This window comes from Blastococcus sp. SYSU DS0539, assembly GCF_054050855.1.
In genome coordinates, this window is record NZ_JBJHAF010000016.1 from 73,577 (window position 1) to 98,264 (window position 24,688).

At 74.4% G+C, this 24,688-nt stretch carries 24 protein-coding genes and 1 pseudogene; 23 read left to right on the forward strand and 2 right to left on the reverse strand.

Annotated elements, in window-relative coordinates:
• The first annotated feature begins 24 nt into the window (after positions 1-24).
• The 4 genes from ACI790_RS18075 to ACI790_RS18090 all read left to right on the forward strand — a co-directional run bounded on the left by ACI790_RS18075 (position 25) and on the right by ACI790_RS18090 (position 5,411).
• Complete coding sequence (locus ACI790_RS18075) at positions 25-1,371, forward strand: M50 family metallopeptidase (protein ID WP_456571192.1); 1,347 nt, start codon at positions 25-27, stop codon at positions 1,369-1,371.
• A 94-nt stretch (positions 1,372-1,465) separates the two neighbouring features.
• A complete protein-coding gene (ispG, locus tag ACI790_RS18080) occupies positions 1,466-2,626 on the forward strand; it encodes a flavodoxin-dependent (E)-4-hydroxy-3-methylbut-2-enyl-diphosphate synthase (protein ID WP_456571169.1) in 1,161 nt (386 codons plus the stop codon).
• A gap of 3 nt (positions 2,627-2,629) precedes the next feature.
• Positions 2,630-3,481, forward strand: coding sequence for a GNAT family N-acetyltransferase (locus ACI790_RS18085; RefSeq protein WP_456571170.1), 852 nt, complete (start codon positions 2,630-2,632; stop codon positions 3,479-3,481).
• 31 nt (positions 3,482-3,512) lie between these two features.
• Complete coding sequence (locus tag ACI790_RS18090) at positions 3,513-5,411, forward strand: penicillin-binding transpeptidase domain-containing protein (RefSeq protein WP_456571171.1); 1,899 nt, start codon at positions 3,513-3,515, stop codon at positions 5,409-5,411.
• A gap of 12 nt (positions 5,412-5,423) precedes the next feature.
• On the opposite strand, the gene ACI790_RS18095 is transcribed toward ACI790_RS18090, so the two are convergent.
• Together ACI790_RS18095 and ACI790_RS18100 are read right to left on the reverse strand one after the other, a co-directional pair.
• Entirely contained in the window at positions 5,424-5,885 is a 462-nt protein-coding gene (locus ACI790_RS18095; RefSeq protein WP_456571172.1) for a ferritin-like domain-containing protein, read from the reverse strand.
• Between the two features lie 12 nt (positions 5,886-5,897).
• Entirely contained in the window at positions 5,898-6,386 is a 489-nt protein-coding gene (locus ACI790_RS18100) for a hypothetical protein (RefSeq protein WP_456571173.1), read from the reverse strand.
• A 288-nt stretch (positions 6,387-6,674) separates the two neighbouring features.
• On the opposite strand from ACI790_RS18100, the gene rimP reads away from it, so the two are divergent.
• The 19 genes and pseudogenes from rimP (at position 6,675) to dapB (ending at position 24,472) form a co-directional block, all read left to right on the forward strand.
• Positions 6,675-7,340: a ribosome maturation factor RimP gene (gene rimP, locus ACI790_RS18105; protein ID WP_456571174.1), complete on the forward strand. Its 666-nt coding sequence runs from the start codon at positions 6,675-6,677 to the stop codon at positions 7,338-7,340.
• The gene (gene nusA / locus ACI790_RS18110; protein ID WP_456571175.1) at positions 7,337-8,488 is read left to right on the forward strand and encodes a transcription termination factor NusA; all 1,152 of its coding nucleotides are present in this window, start codon (positions 7,337-7,339) and stop codon (positions 8,486-8,488) included. Before rimP ends, nusA begins: the two co-directional genes overlap by 4 nt.
• A gap of 8 nt (positions 8,489-8,496) precedes the next feature.
• A complete protein-coding gene (locus ACI790_RS18115) occupies positions 8,497-8,880 on the forward strand; it encodes a YlxR family protein (RefSeq protein ID WP_456571176.1) in 384 nt (127 codons plus the stop codon).
• A 61-nt stretch (positions 8,881-8,941) separates the two neighbouring features.
• Positions 8,942-9,085 (forward strand): annotated as a pseudogene (locus tag ACI790_RS18120) (translation initiation factor IF-2 N-terminal domain-containing protein); the annotation flags it as partial.
• A gap of 963 nt (positions 9,086-10,048) precedes the next feature.
• A complete protein-coding gene (gene infB / locus ACI790_RS18125; protein ID WP_456571193.1) occupies positions 10,049-11,884 on the forward strand; it encodes a translation initiation factor IF-2 in 1,836 nt (611 codons plus the stop codon).
• A gap of 88 nt (positions 11,885-11,972) precedes the next feature.
• On the forward strand, positions 11,973-12,269 hold the full coding sequence (locus ACI790_RS18130) for a DUF503 domain-containing protein (protein ID WP_456571177.1): 297 nt from the start codon (positions 11,973-11,975) through the stop codon (positions 12,267-12,269).
• Positions 12,270-12,344: 75 nt separating this feature from the next.
• A complete protein-coding gene (gene rbfA, locus ACI790_RS18135) occupies positions 12,345-12,875 on the forward strand; it encodes a 30S ribosome-binding factor RbfA (protein ID WP_456571178.1) in 531 nt (176 codons plus the stop codon).
• Complete coding sequence (locus ACI790_RS18140; RefSeq protein ID WP_456571179.1) at positions 12,872-13,114, forward strand: hypothetical protein; 243 nt, start codon at positions 12,872-12,874, stop codon at positions 13,112-13,114. Before rbfA ends, ACI790_RS18140 begins: the two co-directional genes overlap by 4 nt.
• Positions 13,111-14,133: a DHH family phosphoesterase gene (locus ACI790_RS18145; protein WP_456571180.1), complete on the forward strand. Its 1,023-nt coding sequence runs from the start codon at positions 13,111-13,113 to the stop codon at positions 14,131-14,133. The genes ACI790_RS18140 and ACI790_RS18145 overlap by 4 nt, the downstream gene beginning before the upstream one ends.
• Positions 14,134-14,145: 12 nt before the next feature.
• Complete coding sequence (locus ACI790_RS18150) at positions 14,146-15,465, forward strand: MATE family efflux transporter (RefSeq protein ID WP_456571181.1); 1,320 nt, start codon at positions 14,146-14,148, stop codon at positions 15,463-15,465.
• Positions 15,462-16,379, forward strand: coding sequence for a tRNA pseudouridine(55) synthase TruB (truB, locus tag ACI790_RS18155; RefSeq protein WP_456571182.1), 918 nt, complete (start codon positions 15,462-15,464; stop codon positions 16,377-16,379). Before ACI790_RS18150 ends, truB begins: the two co-directional genes overlap by 4 nt.
• Before the next feature lie 59 nt (positions 16,380-16,438).
• Positions 16,439-16,777 (forward strand): antibiotic biosynthesis monooxygenase family protein, encoded by a 339-nt coding sequence (locus ACI790_RS18160; protein ID WP_456571183.1) that lies wholly within the window; start codon positions 16,439-16,441, stop codon positions 16,775-16,777.
• 103 nt (positions 16,778-16,880) lie between these two features.
• On the forward strand, positions 16,881-18,017 hold the full coding sequence (locus tag ACI790_RS18165; RefSeq protein WP_456571184.1) for a branched-chain amino acid aminotransferase: 1,137 nt from the start codon (positions 16,881-16,883) through the stop codon (positions 18,015-18,017).
• A 20-nt stretch (positions 18,018-18,037) separates the two neighbouring features.
• Positions 18,038-19,003, forward strand: a complete 966-nt coding sequence (locus ACI790_RS18170; RefSeq protein WP_456571185.1) for a bifunctional riboflavin kinase/FAD synthetase — start codon at positions 18,038-18,040, stop codon at positions 19,001-19,003.
• Positions 19,004-19,114: 111 nt separating this feature from the next.
• The gene (gene rpsO / locus ACI790_RS18175) at positions 19,115-19,384 is read left to right on the forward strand and encodes a 30S ribosomal protein S15 (RefSeq protein WP_456571186.1); all 270 of its coding nucleotides are present in this window, start codon (positions 19,115-19,117) and stop codon (positions 19,382-19,384) included.
• A 263-nt stretch (positions 19,385-19,647) separates the two neighbouring features.
• Positions 19,648-21,912, forward strand: coding sequence for a polyribonucleotide nucleotidyltransferase (locus tag ACI790_RS18180; protein WP_456571187.1), 2,265 nt, complete (start codon positions 19,648-19,650; stop codon positions 21,910-21,912).
• Positions 21,909-23,270, forward strand: a complete 1,362-nt coding sequence (locus tag ACI790_RS18185) for a M16 family metallopeptidase (protein ID WP_456571188.1) — start codon at positions 21,909-21,911, stop codon at positions 23,268-23,270. The genes ACI790_RS18180 and ACI790_RS18185 overlap by 4 nt, the downstream gene beginning before the upstream one ends.
• Positions 23,271-23,277: 7 nt before the next feature.
• Complete coding sequence (locus tag ACI790_RS18190; protein ID WP_456571189.1) at positions 23,278-23,625, forward strand: VanZ family protein; 348 nt, start codon at positions 23,278-23,280, stop codon at positions 23,623-23,625.
• Positions 23,626-23,674: 49 nt separating this feature from the next.
• On the forward strand, positions 23,675-24,472 hold the full coding sequence (gene dapB, locus ACI790_RS18195; protein WP_456571190.1) for a 4-hydroxy-tetrahydrodipicolinate reductase: 798 nt from the start codon (positions 23,675-23,677) through the stop codon (positions 24,470-24,472).
• Positions 24,473-24,688: the final 216 nt, after the last annotated feature.

Below are 24,688 nucleotides of genomic sequence, written 5' to 3' on the forward strand. Positions count from 1 at the left end.
CTGCTGACGGTCCTGGGGTTCGTCCTGTTCGCCCTCGGGCTGATGTTCTCCATCGCCTTCCACGAGGCGGGCCACTTCTGGTGGGCGCGGAAGTTCGGCATGCGCGTGCCGCAGTTCATGGTCGGCTTCGGTCCGACCCTGTTCTCCCGGCGCCGCGGCGAGACTGAGTACGGCATCAAGGCCATCCCGCTCGGCGGCTACATCCGCATCGTCGGCATGATCCCGCCGGTCGAGGAGGGCGAGAGCAAGCGCGCCACCCGCATGCGCAGCTTCATCGCCGAGGTGCGCGGGCAGGCGCTCAACGACGTGCGTCCCAGCGACGGCGACCGGGTGTTCTACAAGAAGCCCTGGTGGCAGCGGGTCATCGTCATGTTCGCCGGCCCCTTCAACAACCTGGTGCTGGCCGTCGTCTTCTTCGCCATCACGCTGACCGCGGTCGGCACCAACGTGATCACCACCCAGATCGACCAGGTGCCGGCCTGCGTGCTGCCCGCGGGGGCGGAGACCGCGGAAGCGCCGGACCCGTGCGCGATCCCCATCGTCGCGTCCGGGCCGGAGGCCGGAACGGTCTGCGAGGAGGGGACGGCGAACTGCACCCTGCCGGTGACCAGCCCCGCCGCCGAGGCCGGGTTGCGTCCCGGCGACACGATCGTGGCCATCGACGGTCAGCAGGTCGACCCGATGGGCTACGACAGCTGGGACGCCGTCAGCGAGGCGATCCGCAGCCACCCGGGCCAGGAGCTGGCGCTCACCGTCGAGCGGGACGGCCAGCGGCGCGAGCTGTCGGTCACCCCGATCCCCAACACCGTCTACGCCGAGGCCGGCAGCGACGAGACCACCACGGCCGGCTACCTCGGCATCGCCCCCGTCTTCGGGTTCGCCCGGCAGGACGTCGGCGCGCTGCCGGGCTACTACGGCATGGTCGTCTCCCGCTCGGTGGAGCGGCTGATCGAGATCCCCCAGCGGGTTCCGCAGCTGTTCCGCGCGGCGTTCCTGGGGGAGGAGCGCGACCGCAACGGCCCGATCGGCGTCGTCGGCGTGGGCCGGATCTCCGGAGAGGCGTTCGCGCTGCCGCAGCTGTCGGGCATGGAGAAGCTGAGCTTCTTCCTGAGCCTGCTCGCCGGGATGAACCTGGTGCTGTTCCTGTTCAACCTGGTGCCGATCTACCCGCTCGACGGCGGGCACGTCGCCGGGGCGCTGTACGAGAAGGCGCGGTCCGTCGTCGCGCGGCTGCGCGGAAGGCCGGACCCGGGCCCCTTCGACATCGCCCGGCTGATGCCGGTCGCCTACGCCGTCGCCGGGCTCTTCCTGGGGCTGTCGCTGCTGCTGCTGGTCGCCGACATCGTCAACCCGGTCCGGCTGTCCGGCTGAGCGGCGCCGCCGTGACGCGGTGCCGGGCTTTCCGGACGCGTACGTCACAGCGGCGCCACCAGCATCGACCGCACGGCGGGGGATACTGGGCGGCATGGCGATCCCCGTCGGCCTCGGCATGCCCGCTGCGCCCCCGCCCGTCCTCGCGCCCCGGCGCAAGACCCGTCAGCTGGACGTGGGCGGTGTCGGCGTCGGCAGCGACTCCCCGGTCAGCGTCCAGTCGATGTGCACGACCAAGACCGCGGACATCAACGCCACGCTGCAGCAGATCGCCGAGCTGACGGCGTCGGGCTGCCAGATCGTGCGCGTGGCCGTCCCCGACACCGACGACGCCGAGGCGCTGCCGATCATCGCGAAGAAGTCGCAGATCCCGGTCATCGCCGACATCCACTTCCAGCCGCGCTACGTCTTCGCCGCGATCGACGCCGGCTGTGCCGCCGTCCGCGTGAACCCGGGCAACATCAAGAAGTTCGACGACAAGGTCGGGGAGATCGCCAGGGCGGCCAAGGACGCCGGCACCCCCATCCGGATCGGGGTCAACGCCGGGTCGCTGGACAAGCGGCTGCTGGCCAAGTACGGCAAGGCGACGCCGGAGGCGCTGGTCGAGTCGGCGCTGTGGGAGTGCTCGCTGTTCGAGGAGCACGACTTCCGCGACATCAAGATCTCGGTCAAGCACAACGACCCGGTGGTCATGGTCCGCGCCTACGAGCTGCTCGCCGCGCAGTGCGACTACCCGCTGCACCTCGGCGTGACCGAGGCCGGCCCGTCGTTCCAGGGCACGATCAAGTCCGCCGTCGCGTTCGGCGCGCTGCTGTCCCAGGGCATCGGCGACACCATCCGCGTCTCCCTCTCGGCCCCGCCGGCCGAGGAGGTCAAGGTCGGCAACCAGATCCTGGAGTCGCTGAACCTGCGCCAGCGCGGCCTGGAGATCGTCAGCTGCCCGTCCTGCGGGCGGGCGCAGGTCGACGTCTACACGCTCGCCAACGAGGTCACCGCCGGCCTGGAGGGCATGGAGGTGCCGCTGCGGGTCGCCGTCATGGGCTGCGTCGTCAACGGCCCCGGTGAGGCGCGCGAGGCCGACCTCGGCGTGGCGTCCGGCAACGGCAAGGGCCAGATCTTCGTCAAGGGCGAGGTCATCAAGACCGTGCCGGAGTCGCAGATCGTCGAGACCCTCATCGAGGAGGCCCTGCGCATCGCCGGCGAGCACGTCGACGCCGGTGAGCCCTCCGGGCCGCCGGTCGTCACCGTCAGCTGACCCGTGCTCCGTACGCCTGTGGCCCGCGTCCTCGACGAGGCCGACGAGCCGGCCGTGCAGCGCTTGCTGGCGACCGATCCGGTCGCCGCCTGCGTCATCGCCGGACGGGTCGAGGTGTCGGGGACGGCGCCGCTCGCCCTGGGTGCCCCGCTCTGGGGCATCGGCACCGGCGGGGAGCTCGACGCGGTCTGCCTGGCCGGCGCCAACCTCATCCCGTTCGCCCGGCCGGGCGCCGAGCGCGCCGCCGCCGTCGCCTTCGCCGAGCGGGCCCGCCGGGCCGGCCGCCGCTGCTCCACGATCGTGGGTCCGTCGGCCGCCGTCGGGCCGATGTGGGAGCTGCTCGCCCCGGTGTGGGGGCCGGCCCGCGACCACCGGCCCCGGCAGCCGCTGATGGCGATCGACGGCCCGCCGGCCGTTCCCCCGGAGCCGCGGGTGCGTCCGGTGCGCCCCGACCAGCTGGACGTCCTGCTGCCGGCCGCGGTCGCGATGTTCACCGAGGAGGTCGGGGTCAGCCCCCTCCGGACCGACGGGGGCGCCGGCTACCGCGCACGGGTCGACGAGCTCGTGCGGTCCGGTCAGTCGCTGGCGTGGATCGAGGACGGCAGGGTCCTGTTCAAGGCCGAGATCGGCGCGGTGTGCCGCGGCGCGTGCCAGGTCCAGGGCGTCTGGGTCGCACCCGTGCTGCGCGGGCAGGGCATCGGCACCGCCTGCACCGCCACCGTGGTCGAGTACGCCCGCGCCGTCATCGCCCCCGTGGTCAGCCTCTACGTCAACGACTTCAACGTCCGGGCCCGGGCCGCGTACCGGCGGGTTGGGTTCCGCGAGGTCGGCGAGTACGCCAGCGTGCTGTTCTGAGCTCGTCGGTCCGGTCTGTCAACCTGTGACCGTGTCGACAGGACGACGTCTCGCTCCCGCCACCGCCCTGCTCGTGCTGACCGTCCCGGTGCTGGCCGGCTGCTCGGGCAGCAGCGAGGACGACGTGCGCGCGGCCGCGGCGGCCTTCCTCGACGACTGGGCCGCCGGGGACACCGCTGCCGCCGCCGGCGCGACCACCGATCCCGGCACCGCCACCGCCCTGCTGGAACGGACGGCCGGCGACCTGCCCGGCGCCGGCCTGACCGCGGAGGTCGGCTCGGTGACCGTCGACGACGGCGCCGCCACCGTCGGCTGGACCGCCACCTGGGACCTCGACGCCGCCCCCGACTGGACCTACGACGGCACGCTGCGGCTGCGGGAGGGCGAGGACGACGACTGGACGGTCGTCGCCGAGCCGGCGATGGTCCACCCGGAGCTGGGGGAGGGACAGCACCTCAAGCTGGGCCGCAGCCTCCCCGAGCGCGCGCCCATCACCGACGCGGCGGGCGCGCCGCTGTTCACCCCCACCGAGGTGGTGAACGTCGGGGTGGACCCGGCACAGGTCACCGACCTGCCGGCGCTGGCGGCCGCGCTCGGCGCCGCCACCGGCATCGCCCCGGAGGAGATCACCGCCGACGTGCAGGCCGCGCCCGCCGGCCAGTTCGTCCCGGTGATCACGCTGCGCCGGCCCGACTTCGAGGCGATCCGCGGCCAGGTCTACGACCTGCCCGGTGCCGTGTTCCCCACCGAGACCCGGCTGCTCGCGCCGACCGCCCGCTTCGCCTCGGCCCTGCTCGGCCGGGTGGGGCCGGCGACCGCCGAGGTCATCGAGGAGACCGCCGACGAGGGGGAGCCCCGGTACACCGCCGGCGACCAGCTCGGGCTGTCCGGCCTGCAGCGGGCGTACCAGGACCAGCTCACCGGGACGCCCGGCTTCACCGTCTCGGTGGTCAGCACCGACGAGGCCACCGGGGATGACGGCCGCGAGATCGCGTCGGTCGCCCCCGTCGCCGGGCAGCCGGTGCAGACCCCGCTGGTCCCCGCCGTCCAGAACGCCGCGGACACCGCCGTGGCGGGGGAGTCCCGGCCCACCCACCTGGTGGCCGTCCGCCCCGGCACCGGGGAGATCCTGGCCGTCGCCTCCAACGAGGTGGCCGATGCCGGCAACGCCCTGCGCGGGCAGTTCCCCCCGGGGTCGAGCATGAAGACGGTGACGGCCACGGCGCTGCTGGCCGCCGGGACGCTCGCGCCGTCGACCCCGGTGCCCTGCCCCGCCACCACGACCGTCGAGGGCCGCGAGTTCGAGAACCAGGACCAGTTCGACCTCGGCACGGTGCCCTTCACCGAGGCCTTCGCGCAGTCGTGCAACACCACCTTCATCCAGCAGGGCCTGGCGCTCCCCGACGCCGCGCTGGCCGACGCGGCGGCCGCGTACGGCGTCGGCACGGACTGGGACCTGCCGGTCGACGTCTTCGGCGGCAGCGTCCCGCGCGACAGCACCGGGACGGCCAAGGCGGCCGATGCCATCGGGCAGGGACAGGTGCTCATGAGTCCCGCGCAGCTGGCGCTCGTCGCCGCGGGCATCGCCGGGGGGACCCCGGTCGCCCCGGTGGAGGTCGTGGGCGCCGAGGCGGCGGGCCCGGTGCCGGCCGGGCCGCCGGCGGAGGTGCTCGACGGACTGCGGCCGATGATGCGGCAGGTCGTGCTGTCGGGGACCGCGCAGGCGCTCGCCGACCGCGGTGAGGTCTACGGCAAGACGGGGACCGCGGAGTACGGCACCAGCACGCCGCCGGACTCGCACGGCTGGTTCATGGGTTACCGGATCGGCGGACCCGCGGGGGACATCGCCTTCGCCGTGCTCGTCGAGGGCGGCGGGTCCAGCAGCGCCGCGGTGACGGTGACCGACGCCTTCCTCGGTGCGCTGGGCTGAGCCGCCCGGGCGCTACTCCTCGGGGAGCCCGGGGAACGGCCTGGTGACCGGGGTCAGGCCGGCTGCGCCGCGCCAGGCGACCGCCCGCACTTCCGCCGCCCCCAGCACCTCCATCGCCAGCGCGCGGCCGGGCCGCTCCACGGCCCGGTCGAGGACCCGCACCCACGCCGACGACACGCCCTCCTCGAGGACGGCGGCGAGCGCCGCGGCGTCGACGGCCGACAGCACCGGGAAGGGCAGCGCGTAGCCCGCCTGCGGCTGCGCCGGTTCGGCGCCGCGCTCGCCGAGCAGCGCGACCAGCCGGTCCCGGACGTCGCGGTGCGCGTTCTCGGCGGCGGCCGCGGCCGGCCGCTCGCCCGGGTCCAGAGCGGCCCCGACCACGCCGTACCCCCAGACCGCCGCGTGCTCGGCGGCCAGTGCGGTGTCGAGTGCGGCGTTCTCGGCCGCGGTGTCGGTCGTCTCGTCGTCAGCCATGGCCGGTCTCCGTCATGCCAGTCGTGCGTCGTGGCCGCGCAGCCCCGCGGCGATGGAGCCCAGCAGGGCCGCCCGCCCGCCGGACTGGCCGAGCGCGGCGGTGGCGTGGGAGGTGGCGGCGGCGGCGACCTGCGCCCGCAGCCATGCCTGTCCCTCACCGGGCGGTGGGGTGGTCGGCGGCGCGGTGGCCGAGGAGCTGCTGCCGGGGGCGGCGTCACGCAGCCGGCCGAGCTGCGCCTCGGCCTGGGTCGCCAGCTCCCCGACGGCCGCGGCCAGCGCGGGGTCGGCCTCGAACGCCATCTCGTAGGCCCGGACGAGCGCCTCCTGCACCGCGACCTGCGCCGCGAGCTCGTCGGCCTGCGCGCTGGTCACGGTGTCCCGCTCGTCGACCGGCGGCGAGGAGGTGCACCCGGCGGCCGCGACGGCGAGGCCCGCGGCGGAGACCGCCAGCAGCGTCCGGCGGGAGAACGCCCGCGGCGCGGGAAGAGGACTGGGAGGCATCGGCGTCATCCTCTCAGCCGGGGCCGTCGGCAGCCGGTCGCGTGGTCGGCCGGGCGTGCCGGGGCGCCCGGAGGCCACCGCGCACCCACCGCCCCGTCCGTCCCGGCAGGCCGGGAACGGCGGCCGGCCTTCCCGCTGGCCCCGCGCCGGGCCGGAGCCCCCCGGCGGGCGGTAGCCTGGGCACTTCCCCTCGACACCGGCCCGGCCAGCGACCCCCAGGTCCGCGGCGCCGGGCGACGGGGGCGTGCGCACGGCATCGTGCGGCCGACCGAGCCTGAGGAGGCAAGCGTGTCCGCCTCTCGCGGATCCCAGCGGAGCGACCCGGCCACCGACCGGCTGGCCGGGTGGATCGAGCCGGTCGTCACCGCGGCCGGGTACGACCTCGAGGACCTCGTGGTCACCCCCGCCGGCCGGCGCAGCGTCGTCCGCGTGGTCGTGGACCGGGACCAGGGCGTCACCTTGGACGACATCGCCGAGGTCAGCCGCGCCGTCTCCGAGGTGCTCGACAGCAACGACGACGGGATGGGGCGCACGCCCTACGTGCTCGAGGTGACCAGCCCGGGGGTCGACCGGCCGCTGACCGAGCACCGCCACTGGCACCGGAACACCGGCCGGCTGGTGGCCGTGGCCGTCGGTCCGGCCGGGGCCACCGAGCAGGTCACCGGCCGGATCACCGCGGTCGACGACCGGGGCGTGACGCTGGCCGTGGAGGCGAAGGGCAAGCCCGGGGCGAAGAAGCGCCCGCCACAGCCGCGCGTGGTGCCGTGGGCGGAGCTGGGCGCGGGGCGCGTGCAGGTGGAGTTCGGCCGTCCCGACGCCGACGGCGCGCACGACGACATCGCGCACGACGACATCGCGCACGACCACACGGACGACATCGCGCAGGACGACGCCGCCGAGTTCGAGAGCCTGGACCAGGCCGAGCCCGCGGACGACGACGGAGGAGACAAGTGAACATCGACGTCACCGCGCTCAAGGCGGTGGAGCGGGAGAAGGGCATCCCGGTCGACACGGTGATCGAGGCGCTCGAGACCGCCCTGGTGACCGCCTACCGGCACGCCGACGGAGCGGCCAAGCACGTGCGCGTGCACGTGGACCGCAAGAGCGGCGAGGTCGCCGTCCTCGCCCAGGAGCTGGGCCCGGACGGCGAGGTCGTCCGCGAGTGGGACGACACCCCCACGGACTTCGGCCGGATCGCCGCCAGCACCGCCAAGCAGGTCATCGTGCAACGGCTGCGCGACGCCGAGCACGAGCAGACCTTCGGCGAGTACGCCGGCAAGGAAGGCGACATCGTCAGCGGCATCGTGCAGGCCGACCAGCGGCGCAACGCCAGCGGCATCGTGATGATCGACATCGGCAAGGTCGAGGCCGTGCTCCCGTCCGCCGAGCAGGTGCCGGGGGAGACCTACACCCACGGCAACCGGATCAAGGCCTACGTGGTCGCGGTCTCCCGCACCTTCCGTGGCCCCCAGGTCACGGTGTCGCGGACCCATCCGAACCTGGTCCGCAAGCTGTTCGCGCTCGAGGTCCCGGAGATCGCCGACGGCAGCGTCGAGATCGTCGCCGTCGCCCGCGAGGCGGGCCACCGCACGAAGATCGCCGTCCGCACCTCGGTGCCCGGGCTGAACGCGAAGGGCTCCTGCATCGGGCCGATGGGGCAGCGGGTGCGGAACGTGATGAGCGAGCTGCACGGCGAGAAGATCGACATCGTCGACTGGTCGCAGGACCCGGCGGACTTCGTCGCCTCGGCCTTGAGCCCGGCCCGGGTGAACAGCGCCCGGCTCGTCGACCCCCAGGCGAAGGCGGTGCGCGTCGTCGTCCCCGACTACCAGCTGTCGCTGGCCATCGGCAAGGAGGGGCAGAACGCCCGCCTGGCCGCCCGGCTGACCGGCTGCCGGATCGACATCCGCAGCGACGCCCAGGCCGACGACGCCGACGCGTCCCCCTCCCCGGGGGTGGGCCGCCCGCCGCTGCGGTCCGGCCTGCCACCTGCACCGGGCGGGGGGCGTGGTGGAGCCGCCGGGGCCCGGTCGCAGGCTCCCGGGGGCGGTTCCCGCTCGGCTCCGCGCCGCGCGGAACAACGCGGACCGGCCACGCGCTAGAGTTGCGGATGGCCGAGACGTCGATTCCGGTCCGCACCTGTGTGGGGTGCCGGAAGCGGGCGTCGGTCAACGACCTGCTGCGCGTCGTCGTCGTGGCCGGGGACCTGGTCCCCGATCCACGACGGCGGCTCCCCGGTCGCGGTGCCTCGCTGCACCCGACCGCGGAGTGCCTGCGTGCGGCGGAGCGACGCCGGGCCTTCCCGCGGGCGCTGCGCACCAGCGCCCCGGTGGAGGTCGGTCCGCTCCGGGCCCACGTCCTGGGTGCCTCCTCGGAGGCCACCGGGATCGGGCCGGGAGAGGGCGGGAGCAGTACCCAGTCGGACCGGCACCAGGCCGGTCCGCACGTCGACAGGACACCGTCGGATGACTCAGCCGTGAAGTTCTCACGATGACCATGCGCCACTAACGACGAGGTCGAGCGGGCAAGCCGCCGGCCTCACCAAGAGGAGACCCGTGCCAGGCAAAGCCCGCGTACACGAACTCGCCAAGGAGTTCGGTGTCGACAGCAAGACCGTGCTCGCCACGCTCAAGGAGCAGGGCGAGTTCGTGAAGTCCGCGTCCTCGACCGTCGAGGCCCCCGTGGCCCGGCGGCTCCGCGAGGCGCTCGGCGCCGCCACCGGTGGCGGCAACGGCGGGGCCGCCCCGCGCCCGAGCGCACCCGCGCCCAAGCCGGCCGCACCCGCGGCTCCGGCCGCGACCCCCGCGCCGCAGGCTCCGGCCGCTCCGCAGGCGCCGGCGGCGTCCGCACCGGCGCGTCCGGCCACTCCCGGTCCCCGCCCGGGTCCGCGTCCCGCGGCGCCCGCTCCGCAGCCGCCGGCCCAGGCTCCGGCACCCCAGGCCCCGGCGCCCCAGGCTCCGGCCGCGCAGGCCCCGGCTCCGGCGGCTCCGCCGCAGCAGCCATCGGCTCCGCGTCCCGGCGCACCCCGTCCGGCCGCGGCCGGCGGTGCCACGCCCGGCGGTCCGCGTCCCGGCCCCCGGCCGGCCCCGCGTCCGGGCAACAACCCCTTCAGCAGCGCACCTCGTCCGGCCCCCGCGGCCGGTGGCCCGCGTCCCGGCCCGGCGGCCGGCGGTCCCCGTCCGACGCCCGGTGCCGGCGGTCCCCGCCCGGCGCCCGGTGCCGGCGGCCCCCGCCCGGCTGGTCCCGGTGGCCCGCGCCCCGGCCCCGGTGCCGGCGGCCCGCGCCCCGGCCCCGGTGCCGGCGGCCCGCGGCCCGCGGCCGGTCCGGGTGGTCCGCGCCCCAATCCCGGCATGATGCCGCAGCGCCCGTCGCCCGGCATGATGCCGGCGCGGCCGGCCGGCGGCGGCCGTCCCGGCGCGCCCGGTGGCCGTGGCCGCCCGGGTGGTCCCGGTGGCGGCGGCGGTTTCCGTCCCGGTGGCGGCGGCGGTGCCCCGGGTGCCGGCGCGCCCGCCGGCGGTGGCTTCCGTGGTGGCGGCGGTGGCCGTGGCCGCGGTCGCGGTGGCTCGGGTGCCGGTACGGCCGGTGCCTTCGGGCGTCCGGGTGGCCGGGGTCCGGTCCGCGGCCGCAAGAGCAAGAAGCAGCGGCGTCAGGAGTTCGACTCCATGGCGGCGCCCAGCATGGGCGGCGTCAGCCTGCCGCGCGGCAACGGGCAGACCGTCCGGCTGCCCCGCGGCGCCTCGCTGACCGACCTGGCCGAGCGCATCAACGCCCAGCCCGCCGCGCTGGTCACCGCCCTGTTCCACCTGGGCGAGATGGTCACCGCGACGCAGTCGGTCAACGACGAGACGCTGCAGCTGCTCGGCGCCGAGATCGGCTGGGTCATCCAGGTCGTCAGCCCCGAGGACGAGGACCGCGAGCTGCTCGAGACCTTCGACCTCACCTTCGGTGACGAGGAGGGCGACGAGGAGGACTGGTCCGAGCGTCCGCCGGTGGTGACCGTCATGGGTCACGTCGACCACGGAAAGACCAAGCTGCTCGACGCCCTGCGGCACAGCAACGTGGTCTCGAAGGAGGCCGGTGGCATCACGCAGCACATCGGCGCCTACCAGATCGTCACCGAGCTCGAGGGCAACGAGCGGCCGGTCACCTTCATCGACACCCCGGGTCACGAGTCGTTCACCGCGATGCGTGCCCGTGGTGCCAAGGTCACCGACATCGTCGTCCTCGTGGTCGCGGCCGACGACGGCGTCATGCCGCAGACGGTGGAGGCGCTCAACCACGCCCAGGCCGCCGAGGTCCCGATCGTGGTCGCGGTGAACAAGGTGGACAAGGAGGGGGCGAACCCCGCCAAGATCCGCCAGCAGCTCACCGAGTACGGCCTGGTCGCCGAGGAGTACGGCGGCGAGACGATGTTCGTCGACGTCTCGGCGATCACCCGGCAGGGTCTCGACGACCTGCTCACGGCGATCCTGCTGACCGCCGACGCCTCGCTGGACCTGCGCGCCAACACCGAGCAGGACCCGCAGGGTGTGGTCATCGAGGGCAAGCTGGACAAGGGCCGGGGCCCGGTCGCCACGGTGCTCGTCCAGCGCGGCACGCTGCGCCAGGGCGACTCGATCGTGGCCGGCGACGCCTACGGTCGCGTCCGGTCGCTGCTCGACGAGCACGGCAACAAGCTGAAGGAGGCCCTGCCGGCCCGCCCCGTGCAGGTCGTGGGTCTCACCTCGGTGCCGCGTGCCGGTGACACCTTCCTCGTCGTCGACGAGGACCGCGTCGCCCGGCAGATCGCCGACCGCCGCCAGGCCCGCATCCGCAACGCGCAGAACGCCTCGATGCGCAAGCGGATCAGCCTGGAGGACCTCGACGCGGCGCTCAAGGAGAACCGTCAGCTCAACCTGATCATCAAGGGCGACAACTCGGGCACCGTCGAGGCGCTCGAAGAGGCGCTGATGAAGATCGAGGTCGACGACGAGATCTCGCTGCGGGTCATCCACCGCGGCGTCGGTGGCATCACCAAGAGCGACATCGACCTCGCGCTGGCCGACGACGTCATCGTCCTGGGCTTCAACGTCCGGGCCGAGGGCCAGGCCACCGAGCTCGCCAACCGCGAGGGGGTGGACGTCCGGTACTACACGGTCATCTACCAGGCGATCGACGAGATCGAGGCCGCGCTCAAGGGCATGCTCAAGCCCGTCTACGAGGAGGTCCAGCTCGGCACGGCGGAGGTCCGCGAGGTCTTCCGGGTGCCGAAGATCGGCAACGTCGCCGGTTCGCTGGTCCGCAGCGGCACGATCGTGCGCAACGCCAAGGCGCGCCTGATGCGTGACGGTGCCGTGGTCGCGGACAACCTGACGGTGGAGTCCCTCCGCCGCTTCAAGGACGACGCGACCGAGGTCCGCGAGGGCTACGAGTGCGGTATCGGCCTGGGGTCGTACAACGACATCAAGGTCGACGACGTGATCGAGACCTTCGAGATGCGCGAGAAGCCGCGCGACTGAGTGGTCCGCAGCTGAGCGGGCACCCGCGGCCGGGGAACCATGCCCGGCCGCGGGGGCCCGCCGCAGGACCGGAGGGGAGTGAGCACCGGTGTTCACCGGCTCGCTGACCGCCGACCTGCTGCTGGGCGACGTGCACTCGCTCAAGGGCAAGCGCGCCGTGGTCCGGCCGATCGTGGCCGAGCTGCGGCGCCGCTTCGCTGTCGCCGCCGCGGAGGTGGGGGACCAGGATCTGCACCGCCGCGTGCAGGTCGGCGTCGCCACCGTGGCGGGGGAGGCGGCCCAGGTCACCGACGTCCTGGACGCCTGCGAGCGGTTGCTGGCCGAGCGGCCGGAGGTGACGCTGCTGTCGACCCACCGGCAGTTGCTCAGCGACACCGATCAATGACCTCGTCCCCGGGACGGGGCCGCCCCTGTACGCCCGGTGCCCCGCTCGCGGGGCACCCCTCGAGGAGGTCCTCCGATGGCCGACCCGGCCCGCGCACGCAAGCTCGCCGTGCGCATCCGACAGATCGTCTCCGCGGCGATCGAGTCCCAGATCAAGGACCCCCGCCTGGGCATGGTGACCGTCACCGATGCCCGGGTGACCAGTGACCTCCGCGAGGCCACGGTGTTCTACACCGTCTACGGCGACGAGACGCAGATCGCCGACTCGGCCAAGGCGCTCACCAGCGCGACCGGGGTGCTGCGGTCCACCGTGGGCCGGCAGACCGGCATCAAGTTCGTCCCCACGCTGACCTTCGTCGCCGACATCGTCCCCGACACCGCGCGGGAGCTCGAGGAGGCCCTCGAGCGGGCCCGGCACGCCGATGCGGAGCTGGCCCGCGCCCGGGAGGGCGCCAGCTACGCCGGCGAGGCGGACCCCTACCGGAAGCCGGCGGAGGACGACGACCTCGACGAGGACGACGAGTTCGGCGCCGGGGATCCGGACGGCTCCGGAGCTGCCGATGACCAGGGCGAGGACGCCGCCGTCGAGACCAGGAGCGCGCTGTGACCGAGAACGACCCGGATCCGTACGAGCCCGACGAGGGCCAGGGCACGTCCGTCCTCGGCGGCAAGCCGGTGCCCGCCACCGGTGACCCCACCGACGGCGGCAAGCGCGGCGAGATCGGCGAGGTGCCGAGCATCGCCGAGGACGAGCCCGACGACGGCGGTCCCGGCTACCCGGTGGGCGGCGGGGACATCCGGGAGCGGCAGGGCGGCCGGGTGGCCGACCCCGACCCCGGCGCGTGACCCCCGCGACCCCCGCGGGCGGCACCGTCGAGGATCTCGCGGCGGCCGCCCGCTCGGCGGCCGCGGTGCTGGCCGACGCGGCGCACGCACGGGCCACCGTGGTGCTCTCCGGCCACGTCCAGCCCGACGCCGACGCCCTCGGCAGCACCTTGGCGCTCGCCGAGGGGCTGCGCCGGCGCGGTGCGCGGGTGCTGGCCACGTTCCCGGGGCCGTTCACCCTCCCGGCCTCGCTGGGCTGGATCCCCGGAGCGGAGGGGCTGGTGCCGTCGGGCTCCGTCCCGTCGTCGCCGGACGTCTTCGTCAGCCTGGACGCGGCGTCCCCGGGGCGGCTCGGTGAGCTCGCCCCCTTGCTGGAGCGGGCCCGGACGTCGGTGGTCGTCGACCACCACGCGAGCAACCCCGGCTTCGGCCGCGTGCGGCTGGTCGACCCCGCGGCGCCGGCGACGGTCACGCTGGTGGCCGACCTCCTCGACGGCCTCGGCGTGACCCTGGACGCCCAGCTGGCGACCTGCCTGTACGCCGGCCTGGCCGCCGACACGGGGTCCTTCCGGTTCGGCAGCACCCGGCCCGAGACGCACGAGCTCGCGGCACGGCTGCTCAGCACCGGCATCGACCACGCGGCGATCAGCCGCCGCCTCTTCGACACCGCGCCCTTCGGCTGGCTGGGGCTGCTCTCCGTCGTCGCCGGCCGCGCGGTCCTGGAGGCCGGGGTCGGCGCCGGGCTGGTCTGGACCTGGTCGAGCACCGCCGAGGCGGCCGAGCACGGCCTGCCCGGCGAGCAGCTCGAGGCGCTCGTCGACGTCGTCCGTTCGGCCCAGGAGGCCGACGTGGCGTGCGTGCTCAAGGGTCAGGACGACGGGTCGTGGTCGGTCTCCCTGCGCTCGCGCGGGGCCACCGACGTGGCCCGCGTGGCCATGGCGCTCGGTGGCGGTGGGCACCGCGCCGCCGCCGGCTACACCTCGACGCTGGACCGCGAGGGGACGATGGCGGCGCTCCGGGACCACCTCACCGCACGCTGACCGGGGGCGGACATGGACATCGCCGCCCCGACCGAGCGCCGCCCGTCGGTCCTCTCGCTCGCGCTGCCGGCGCTGGTCGTGCTGGCGGCCGAGCCGCTGTACCTGCTGGTCGACACGGCCGTCGTCGGCAACCTCGGCACCGTCGCGCTCGGCGGGCTGGCCGTCGGCGGGGGACTGCTGGCCTGGGCGGCGGCGCTGCTGAACTTCCTCGCCTACGGCACGACCGCGCGGGCCGCCCGCCGGTCCGGCGCCGGGGACCGTGCCGGGGCGGTGGCCGAGGGCGTGCAGGCGACCTGGCTCGCCGTCGTCCTCGGGCTGCTGGTCCTCCTGCTGTTCCAGCTGCTCGCCGGCCCGCTCACCCGCGTCCTGGCCGGCGGTGCGGGGCCGGTGGCCGAGGCGGGCGAGGACTGGCTGCGGATCGCGTCCCTGGGCGCGCCGCTGCTGCTGGTGTCGCTGGCCGGGAACGGGTGGCTGCGCGGGGTGCAGGAGCTGCGCCGCCCGGTGCGCTACGTCGTCGCGGGCAGCCTGCTGAGCCTCGTGCTGTGCCCGGTGCTGGTGCATCCGGCCGGCCTCGGGCTGGTCGGCTCCGCCGTGGCGAACGTCGCCGGGCAGGCGCTGACCGCGGCGCTGTTCGTGCGGGCGCTGCTCCGGGAGGGCACCGCCTGGCGCGCCCACCCCCGCGCCCTCGCCCGGCAGCTGGTCATCGGCCGGGACCTGCTGCTCCGCGCGGCGGTCCTGCAGCTGTCCTTCCTCGTCGCCGCGGGCGTCACCGCCCGGACCGGGGCCGCCGCGCTCGGGGCCCACCAGATCGCCCTGCAGCTGTTCTTCTTCCTCGCGCTGGTGCTCGACGCGTACGCGATCGCCGCCCAGACGCTCGTCGGCCACGCGCTGGGGGGCGGGCGCCCCGACGACGCCCGTGCGACCGCCCGACGGGTGGCGGTCTGGGGGCTGGCCACCGGGTGCCTCGTGGCCGCCGTCCTGCTGGCGCTCCGCGACGTGCTGCCACCGCTGTTCACCGACGATCCGGCCGTGCTGGCCCAGGCCGCCGTCGTCTGGTGGTTCCTCGCCGGCTTCCAGCCGCTGGCGGGGGTGGTGTTCGCCCTGGACGGCGTGCTGATGGGCGCCGGCGACGTCGGCTACCTGCGGACGGTCACCATCGGCGCCGCGCTCGCCGGGTTCCTGCCGCTGTCCCTGCTGGCCGGCCCGCTCGACCTCGGCCTGGCCGGGGTCTGGACCGGGCTCACCCTGTTCATCGGCCTGCGGCTGGTCGCCGTCCTCGTCCGGGTGGCGGGTGACCGCTGGCTCGCGGCGCCTGCGACGGTAGACGGGTGAGCCCCAAGCGCCCCGACGCCGATGTCCCGCCCGGTCTGCTGCTGGTCGACAAGCCCGGTGGCCTGACCTCGCACGACGTCGTCGCCCGTGCCCGGCGCGCGCTGTCGGTGCGCAAGGTGGGGCACGCCGGCACGCTCGACCCGATGGCGACCGGCCTGCTGGTCCTCGGCGTCGGCGCGGCGACCCGGCTGCTGGGCCACGTCGGCGGTCACGACAAGACCTACGAGGCCACGATCCGGCTCGGTCAGGCGACGGTCACCGACGATTGCGAGGGGGAGGTGCTGAGCAGCACGTCGGCCGCCCACCTCGACGACGACGCCGTCCGGTCGGCGCTGGCCGCGCAGACCGGCCCGCTGCAGCAGGTGCCCTCGGCGGTCAGCGCGGTGAAGGTCGACGGGCGCCGCTCCTACGACCGGGTGCGGGCGGGGGAGACGGTGGAGCTCGCGCCGCGCTCGGTGACGGTGCACCGGCTGGACGTGCACCGGATCGCCCGACCGTCTCCGAAGCTGGTCGACGTCGAGGTCACCGTCGACTGCACCGCCGGCACCTACATCCGGGCCATCGCCCGCGACGCCGGTGCCGCCCTGGGCGTCGGGGGGCACCTCACCGCCCTCCGCCGGACCGTGTCCGGGCCGTTCACGGTGGCGCAGGCCGGCGTCGTGGAGGACGCCGCGGCCTCGCTCGTCGCCGGCGGCGGACCAGGGTTCCTGGGGCTCACCGCGGCGGCCCGTCTCGTCTTCCCCGCCCGCGAGCTCACCGCCGAGGAGGCGCGGGCCCTCGGCTACGGCCAGCGCATCCCGGCGACCGGGGCCGCGGGGCTGCACGCCGCCGTCGACCCCGACGGCCGGCTCGCCGCGCTCGTCGAGGACGCCGGCCGCACGGCACGGGTCGCGGTCGGCTTCCCGCCCGGCTGACCGTGCCCGGCGGGTCACACCTGCGGTTGACCGCCCCGCGGCACGGGAAGGTGAGGGCCATGAGCGTCGTCAAGATCAACGCGATCACCGTGCCGAAGGACAAGCAGGAGCGCTTCGAGGAGCGCTTCCGCGGGCGCGCCGGAGCCGTCGAGAGCACCCCCGGCTTCGAGTGGTTCGAGCTGCTGCGCCCGGTGGAGGGCACCGACCAGTACCTGGTGTACACCCGGTGGAGCAGCCCGGAGGCCTACGAGGCCTGGCAGTCCAGCCAGGACTTCGACCGCGCGCACGACGGCGGGGGCGACACCCTTGCCCCGGCCGCTGCGCACTCGGCCCATCTGTGGACCTACGAGGTGCTCGAGTACGCCGGCCCGAAGGCCAACCAGGAGAACCAGGTCTGACCGGGGTTACTGTGACGGCGCCGGTTCCGCACGCCGCGGGGCCGGTGCCGCCCCAGCGCGCCGCTGGACCGGCGCCACGTCGCAGCACGCCCAGGTAGGAGCCATGACCGACACGCTCTCCGACAGCCGAACCACGTCCCGGACGTTCGTGGATGTGCCGGTGGTCGTGGAGGACGTGGCACGCCGCTCCGCCGCCGAGCGCGAGGCGCTGCTGGCCGACCCCGGGTTCGGCCGCTACTTCACCGACGCGATGTTCGTGGCGCGCTACGAGGCCGGCCGTGGCTGGTACGACGCTCGGCTCACCCGGTACGCCCCGCTCCAGCTGGACCCGGGGGCCGCCGCGCTGCACTACGCGCAGTCGATCTTCGAGGGGCTCAAGGCCTACGCCCAGCCCGACGGCAGCGTCGCCACCTTCCGCCCCGAGGCCAACGCCGCCCGCTTCGTGCGCAGCGCCGAGCGGCTGGCCATGCCGCCGGTGCCCGAGGAGGCCTTTCTTGCCGGGGTCGACGCCCTGGTCGACGCCGACCGCGAGTGGGTGCCGACCGGCGCCGACCAGACGCTGTACCTGCGGCCCTACCAGCTCGCGGTGGAGTCGTTCCTCGGCGTCCGCCCGGCGCACGAGTACCTGTTCCTGATCATCGCCAGCCCGGCCGGGGCGTACTTCCCGCGCGGGGTCCAGCCGGTGTCGGTCTACGTCTCCGAGGACTACGTCCGGGCGGCGCCGGGCGGCACCGGCGACGTGAAGTGCGCCGGCAACTACGCCGCCAGCCTGCTGCCGCAGCAGCAGGCCAGCGCGCTGGGCTGCGACCAGGTCGTCTACCTCGACGCCGTGGAGCGGACGTACATCGAGGAGCTGGGCGGGATGAACCTGTTCTTCGTCGTCGGCTCCGGCGACGACGCCGAGCTGGTCACCCCGGAGCTGTCCGGCACCCTGCTGCCGGGCATCACCCGCGACTCGCTGATCACCCTCGCGCGCGACGCCGGGCACCGGGTGACCGAGCGCAAGGTGAGCCTCGAGGAGTGGCGCAGCGGCGTCGCCGACGGCTCCATCACCGAGACCTTCGCCTGCGGCACCGCCGCCGTCATCACGCCCGTCGGCGAGGTGAAGGCCCGCACCGGCGACTTCACCGTCGGCGACGGCACCCCCGGCCCACTCACCATGCGGCTGCGCGAGACACTGCTCGACATCCAGCACGGGCGGGTGGCCGACACCCACGGCTGGCTGCACCGGGTCTCCTGACCGGGCCGGGAGCGGGTCGCGTGCTGCGCTGGCGGGGGCTGGAGGCCACCCCGGGTGACCTCGGCCGCACCGTGGTCACCGTCGGGATGTACGACGGCGTGCACCGAGGGCACCAGAAGCTGATCGGGGCCGCCGTGGCGCGGGCCCGGGCGATGCGTCGTCCGTGCCTGCTGCTGACCTTCGACCCGCATCCGGCGGAGGTGGTCCGCCCGGGCTCGCACCCGGCGATCCTCACCTCCCTCGACCGCAAGGCCGAGCTGGTCGCCGAGCTGGGCGTGGACGCCATGTGCGTGCTGCCCTTCACCGCCGAGTTCATGAAGCTCCCGCCGGAGACGTTCACCCACACGGTGCTCGTCGAGCGGCTGCACGCGGCGCAGGTGGTGGTGGGGGAGAACTTCACCTACGGCCACCGCGCCTCCGGCACCGTCCCGACCCTGACGGCGGAGGGCCGCCGGTTCGGCTTCGCGGTGGAGGGCGTCCCGCTGGCGCAGGACTCGTCGGAGGACGGCGAGGTGACCATCTCGTCCACCTACATCCGTGCCTGCGTCGCGGCGGGGGACATGGTCCCGGCGGCCCGCGCGCTCGGCCGGCCGCACCGGGTCGACGGCGTCGTCGTCCGCGGCGACCGCCGAGGCCGGGACCTCGGCTACCCGACGGCCAACGTGGAGACCCCGGCCTACACCGCCATCCCCGCCGACGGCGTCTACGCCGGGCACCTGGTCACCCGCGACCCGCGCAGCGGCGCCAGCCGGGAGCGGTTCCCGGCCGCCATCTCGGTGGGGACCAACCCCACCTTCCAGGGCAGCCGGCGCACGGTGGAGGCCTACGTCCTCGACTACGACGGCGACCTCTACGGGGAGCACGTCGGCGTGGAGTTCGCCCGCCGGCTGCGGCCGATGGCCGCCTTCGCCGACGTCGACGGCCTGCTCGCCGCCATGGCCCAGGACGTCGCCGACACCCGCGAGGTGCTGGGCCTGCCGACCTGACCCGGCGGTGGACGGCGTAGAGTGACCCCCGGCCGTGCATGCACGGCTGTGTGAAGCCTGCCCTCGTGAGTCAGACCGGGGGCCACACGACATCCGCCCAGGAGGCGAACCATGGCGCTCGACAGCGTGACGAAGCAGCAGATCATGACCGACTACGCGACGGTCGAGAAGGACACCGGTTCGCCCGAGGTGCAGGTCGCCATGCTGACCCGCCGGATCAGCGACCTGACCGAGCACCTGAAGATGCACAAGCACGACCACCACAGCCGGCGCGGCCTGCTCCTGCTGGTCGGCCGGCGCCGCCGGCTGCTGAACTACCTGGCGAAGACCGACATCAACCGGTACCGCTCGCTGATCGAGCGGCTCGGCCTGCGCCGCTAGCACGTCGAGGGGACCGTCCCGGTTCTATCCGGGACGGTCCCCTCTCTCGTACGGCACCCGCCGTCCGAGTCAGAGGCTCTCCGCCCGACCGCCCCGCGAAGGGCCGGTCCTCGGTAGTGGCCCCCGGGACGCATCGCTTCCTCCCCGCGGGGGAACAGCACCGCCCGAGGGCTTCGATCGAAGACCGGTCGCCCCCGGAACGCAGGTCGGCGCGAGGCGCCGCAAGAGGAACGTCGCGGTATGCGACGAAGAGAGAAGGACAGATGTCCGCACCCACCACGCAGGGCAGCATCGCTGCCGAGTTCGACCCCGAGGACGGGGTCACCACCGCCACCGCGGTGATCGACAACGGCAGCTTCGGCAGCCGTTCGGTCACCTTCGAGACCGGCCGGCTCGCCCGCCAGGCCGCCGGCTCCGTCGTCGTCACCATGGGCGACACCATGCTGCTGTCGGCCACCACGGCCGGCCGCCAGCCCAAGGAGCACTTCGACTTCTTCCCGCTGACGGTCGACGTCGAGGAGCGGATGTACGCCGCCGGGCGCATCCCCGGCTCGTTCTTCCGCCGCGAGGGCCGGCCGTCGGAGGACGCGATCCTCACCTGCCGGTTGATCGACCGGCCGCTGCGCCCGACCTTCGCCAAGGGCCTGCGCAACGAGGTCCAGGTCGTCATCACCGTCATGTCGCTGGACCCCGAGCACCTCTACGACGTGCTGGCGATCAACGGCGCCTCGGCGTCCACCCAGCTGTCCGGCCTGCCGTTCTCCGGCCCCGTCGGCGGCACCCGGGTCGCGCTGATCAACGGCCAGTGGGTCGGCTTCCCGACGCAGACCGAGCTCGAGGACGCCGTCTTCGACATGGTGGTGGCCGGCCGGGTGCTGCCCGACGGCGATGTCGCGATCATGATGGTCGAGGCCGAGGCCACCGAGAAGACGATCGCGCTGGTCGCCGGCGGTGCCCCCGCACCGACCGAGGAGATCGTGGCCCAGGGCCTCGAGGCCGCGAAGCCCTTCATCAAGGCGCTGTGCGAGGCGCAGGCCGCCGTCGCGGAGAAGGCCGCCAAGCCGGTCGCCGAGTTCCCCCGCTTCCTGGACTACCAGGACGACGTCTACGCCGCCGTCGAGGCGCAGGTCGGCGACAAGCTCGCGCAGGCCCAGCAGATCGCCGGCAAGCAGGAGCGCGAGGACGCCACCGACGCCCTCAAGGACGAGGTCAAGGCCGCGCTGGCCGGCCAGTTCGAGGGTCGCGAGAAGGAGATCTCCGGCGCCTTCCGCGCGCTGACCAAGAAGGTCGTCCGCCAGCGCATCCTGCGCGACAAGGTCCGCATCGACGGCCGGGGGCTGACCGACATCCGGCCGCTGTCGGCGGAGGTCGAGGTCATCCCGCGGGTGCACGGCTCGGCGCTGTTCGAGCGCGGCGAGACGCAGATCCTGGGCGTCACCACGCTGAACATGCTCCGGATGGAGCAGCAGCTGGACACGCTCTCGCCGGTGAGTCGCAAGCGCTACATGCACAACTACAACTTCCCGCCGTACTCCACGGGTGAGACCGGCCGCGTGGGCTCGCCCAAGCGCCGCGAGATCGGCCACGGCGCGCTCGCCGAGCGGGCGCTCCTGCCGGTGCTGCCCGACCGCGAGGAGTTCCCCTACGCGATCCGGCAGGTGTCCGAGGCCCTGGGCTCCAACGGCTCGACGTCGATGGGCTCGGTCTGCGCCTCGACGCTCGCCCTGCTCAACGCCGGTGTGCCGCTGCGCGCCCCGGTCGCCGGCATCGCCATGGGTCTGGTCTCCGACGAGGTCGACGGCAAGACCGAGTACGTCGCGCTGACCGACATCCTCGGCGCCGAGGACGCCTTCGGTGACATGGACTTCAAGGTCGCCGGCACCAAGGACTTCGTCACGGCCCTCCAGCTGGACACGAAGCTCGACGGCATCCCCTCCGACGTCCTCGCCGGTGCGCTGACCCAGGCCCGCGCGGCCCGGCTGCACATCCTCGACGTCATGGGCGAGGCCATCGACGGCCCTGACGAGATGAGCCCGTTCGCGCCGCGGGTCACCACGGTGCGCATCCCGGTCGACAAGATCGGCGCGGTCATCGGCCCCAAGGGTCAGATGATCAACGCGATCCAGGACGAGACCGGCGCGGACATCACCATCGAGGACGACGGCACGATCTACGTCGGTGCGTCCGACGGCCCCTCGGCCCAGGCCGCGGTGGACCGGATCAACGCCATCGCCAACCCGCAGATGCCCAAGGTCGGCGAGCGCTTCCTCGGCACGGTCGTCAAGACCACGCCGTTCGGCGCCTTCGTCTCCCTGCTCCCGGGCAAGGACGGGCTGGTGCACATCAGCAAGCTCGGTGCCGGCAAGCGCATCGGCAAGGTCGAGGACGTCGCGAACGTCGGCGACAAGATGCAGGTCGAGATCACCGACATCGACGCCCGCGGCAAGATCAGCCTCGCGCCGGTCGCCGCCGAGGGTGCCGACACGCCCGCCGAGGCTCCGGCCGAGGCCGCTCCTGCAGGTGAGTGACCACGACTGATCTGATCCGGGCCGGGGCGGGTGCTGATGCACCCGCCCCGGTTCCCGTAGGGACGACCGCGCTGCTCGACCTCGACGAGGTCGGCGGGCGGGTGGAACGCACCGAGCTCCCAGGGGGCCTGCGGGTGCTCACCGAGACGATGCCGGGCGTGCTGTCGGCGACCCTCGGCATCTGGGTGGGCGTGGGCTCGCGGGACGAGACGCCGGCCGTCGCCGGCTCGTCGCACTTCCTGGAGCACCTGCTGTTCAAGGGGACGACGTCGCGCGGCGCGCTGGAGATCGCGACGGCCATGGACGCGGTCGGCGGTGAGATGAACGCGTTCACCGCCAAGGAGCACACCTGCTACTACGCGAACGTGCTCGCCAGCGACCTGCCGCTCGCGGTCACGCTGCTCGCCGACCTGGTCACCGACGCGACGAACACCGCGGCGGACCTGGAGTCGGAGCGGACGGTGGTGCTCGAGGAGATCGCCATGCGCGACGACGAGCCCTCCGATGCCGTGCACGACCTGTTCGCCGAGACGCTCTACGGCGACACCTCGCTCGGCCGCTCGGTCCTGGGCACGATCGAGTCGATCGAGGGGCTCACCCGGGACGACGTCGACGGCTGGTACCGCTCGCGGTACGCGGTGCCCTCGATCGTCGTGACGGCGGCCGGGCGGGTGGACCACCAGCAGGTGCTCGAGCTGGTGACCGCAGCCTTCGGGGACCGGCTCTCCGGCGCCGGCCGCCCGGCCCCGCTGCGCACGGGCGACGTCGACCTGGTGCGGCCGGCCCGGTCCGCCGGGCTCATCTCCCGCCGGACCGAGCAGACGCACCTGCTGCTCGGCACGCCGGCGATGGGCCGGCAGGACGAGCGCCGCTACGTGGCCGCCGTCCTCGACGCCGCCGTCGGTGGGGGCATGAGCTCGCGGCTGTTCCAGGAGATCCGCGAGAAGCGCGGGCTGGTGTACAGCGTGGGCTCGGCGATGACGCACTACGCCGGGGCCGGAGCGTTCTCCGTCTACGCCGGCTGCTCGAAGAAGCGGGTGCCCGAGGTGCTGCGGCTGATCCGCGAGGAGCTGGGCCGGGTCGCGTCCGACGGGCTCACCGCCGAGGAGGTCGCCCGCGCCCGCGGTCAGTTGAAGGGCGGTCTGGTCCTCGGGCTGGAGGACACCGGGTCCCGGATGAGCCGGCTGGGCAAGAGCGAGCTCTCCTACGGGGAGTACGTGCCGGTGCGGGACGTGCTCGCCCGCATCGAGGACGTCGACGAGGGACAGGTCCGGTCGGTGGCCGCCGAGCTGTTCGGCCAGGAGACCTGCCTGGCCGTCGTGGGCCCCTACCGCGAGTCCGACCTCGACCGGCTCTGAGCACGAGGTGCCCGCCGTCGGAGGTGCGCTCGCCCGCGCCGCGTTCGCCGTCGCCCTCGTGCTGTCGCTGGTGGTGCTGTTCGCTCCCGGGTCGGACGTGCCGTCGGCCCCGCCGGGGGTGGACAAGGTCGTCCACCTGCTCGTGTTCGCCGGCCTGGCCCTCACGGGCCGGTGGGCGGGCGCGCCGCGGACACCGCTCGCGGTGGGGCTGGTCCTGTACGCCGTGGGCAGCGAGCTGATCCAGGGGCTGGCCCCGCTGGGACGCTCGGCTTCGGTGGCCGACGGCGCCGCCGACCTGGCGGGGGTCACGGTCGGGCTGCTGCTCTGGGGCTGGCGCACCCGCCGGGCACGCTGAACCGCGGGGCTGCCTTGCGTCGTGGCCGTCGGCCGGGAAATCTGACCGGGTGACCACGAGCGCCTCCGACCTGCAGCCCGGCTCCTCCGACCGCGCGTCCTCGCTGATCCCCGTGGGGGTGCTCGGCGCCCGCGGTCGGATGGGCACCGAGGTGGTCAAGGCGGTGAACGACGCCGAGGACCTGGAGCTCGTGGCCATGGTCGACGACGGCGACTGGCTGTTCAACGTGGCCGACGCCGGCGCCCAGGTGGTCGTCGACTTCACCCGGCCGGACGTGGTCATGGACAACATCCGGTTCTGCATCGACAACAACATCCACTGCGTGGTGGGCACCACCGGGTTCGACGAGGCCCGCCTGGCCACGGTGGCCGAGTGGCTCGAGCCGAAGCCCGAGCTCGGCGTGGTCATCGCCCCCAACTTCGGCATCGGCGCGATCCTGCTCATGCGCTTCGCCCAGGAGGCGGCCCGCTTCTTCCCGTCGGTGGAGGTGGTGGAGCTGCACCACCCGAACAAGGTGGACGCACCGTCGGGGACGGCGGTGCGCACGGCCCGCCTGGTGGCGGCCGCCCGTCGCGCGGCCGGGCTCCCGCCGGCTCCCGACGCGACCTCCGACGAGCTGCCCGGCGCCCGCGGTGCCGACGTGGAGGGCGTGCGCGTGCACGCCGTGCGCCTCACCGGCCTGGTCGCGCACCAGGAGGTGCTGCTGGGCGCGGCGGGGGAGACGCTGACCCTGCGGCACGACTCCTACGACCGCGCCTCGTTCATGCCCGGCGTCCTGCTGGCGGTCCGGGAGATCGGCCGGCGCCCGGGGCTGACGGTGGGGATCGAGAGCTTCCTGGGCCTCTGACGCTCCGGCTGCGCGCCGCCACGGGTCCGCGGTGGCCGGGCCGGCTGACCCCGCCCGGCCCGTGGATGACGGGTGGGTGTCGGGGGTGTGGCGGGGGCGTGTCGGGGGTCACGGGGGGTGGGTTTGACCGGGCTGGGAGGGGCGTGTAACTTTCTCTTTGCGCCGAGCGGCCCGGAAGGGCCGCCGGACCAGCCCCCGGTAGACGGGCTGCTGGAA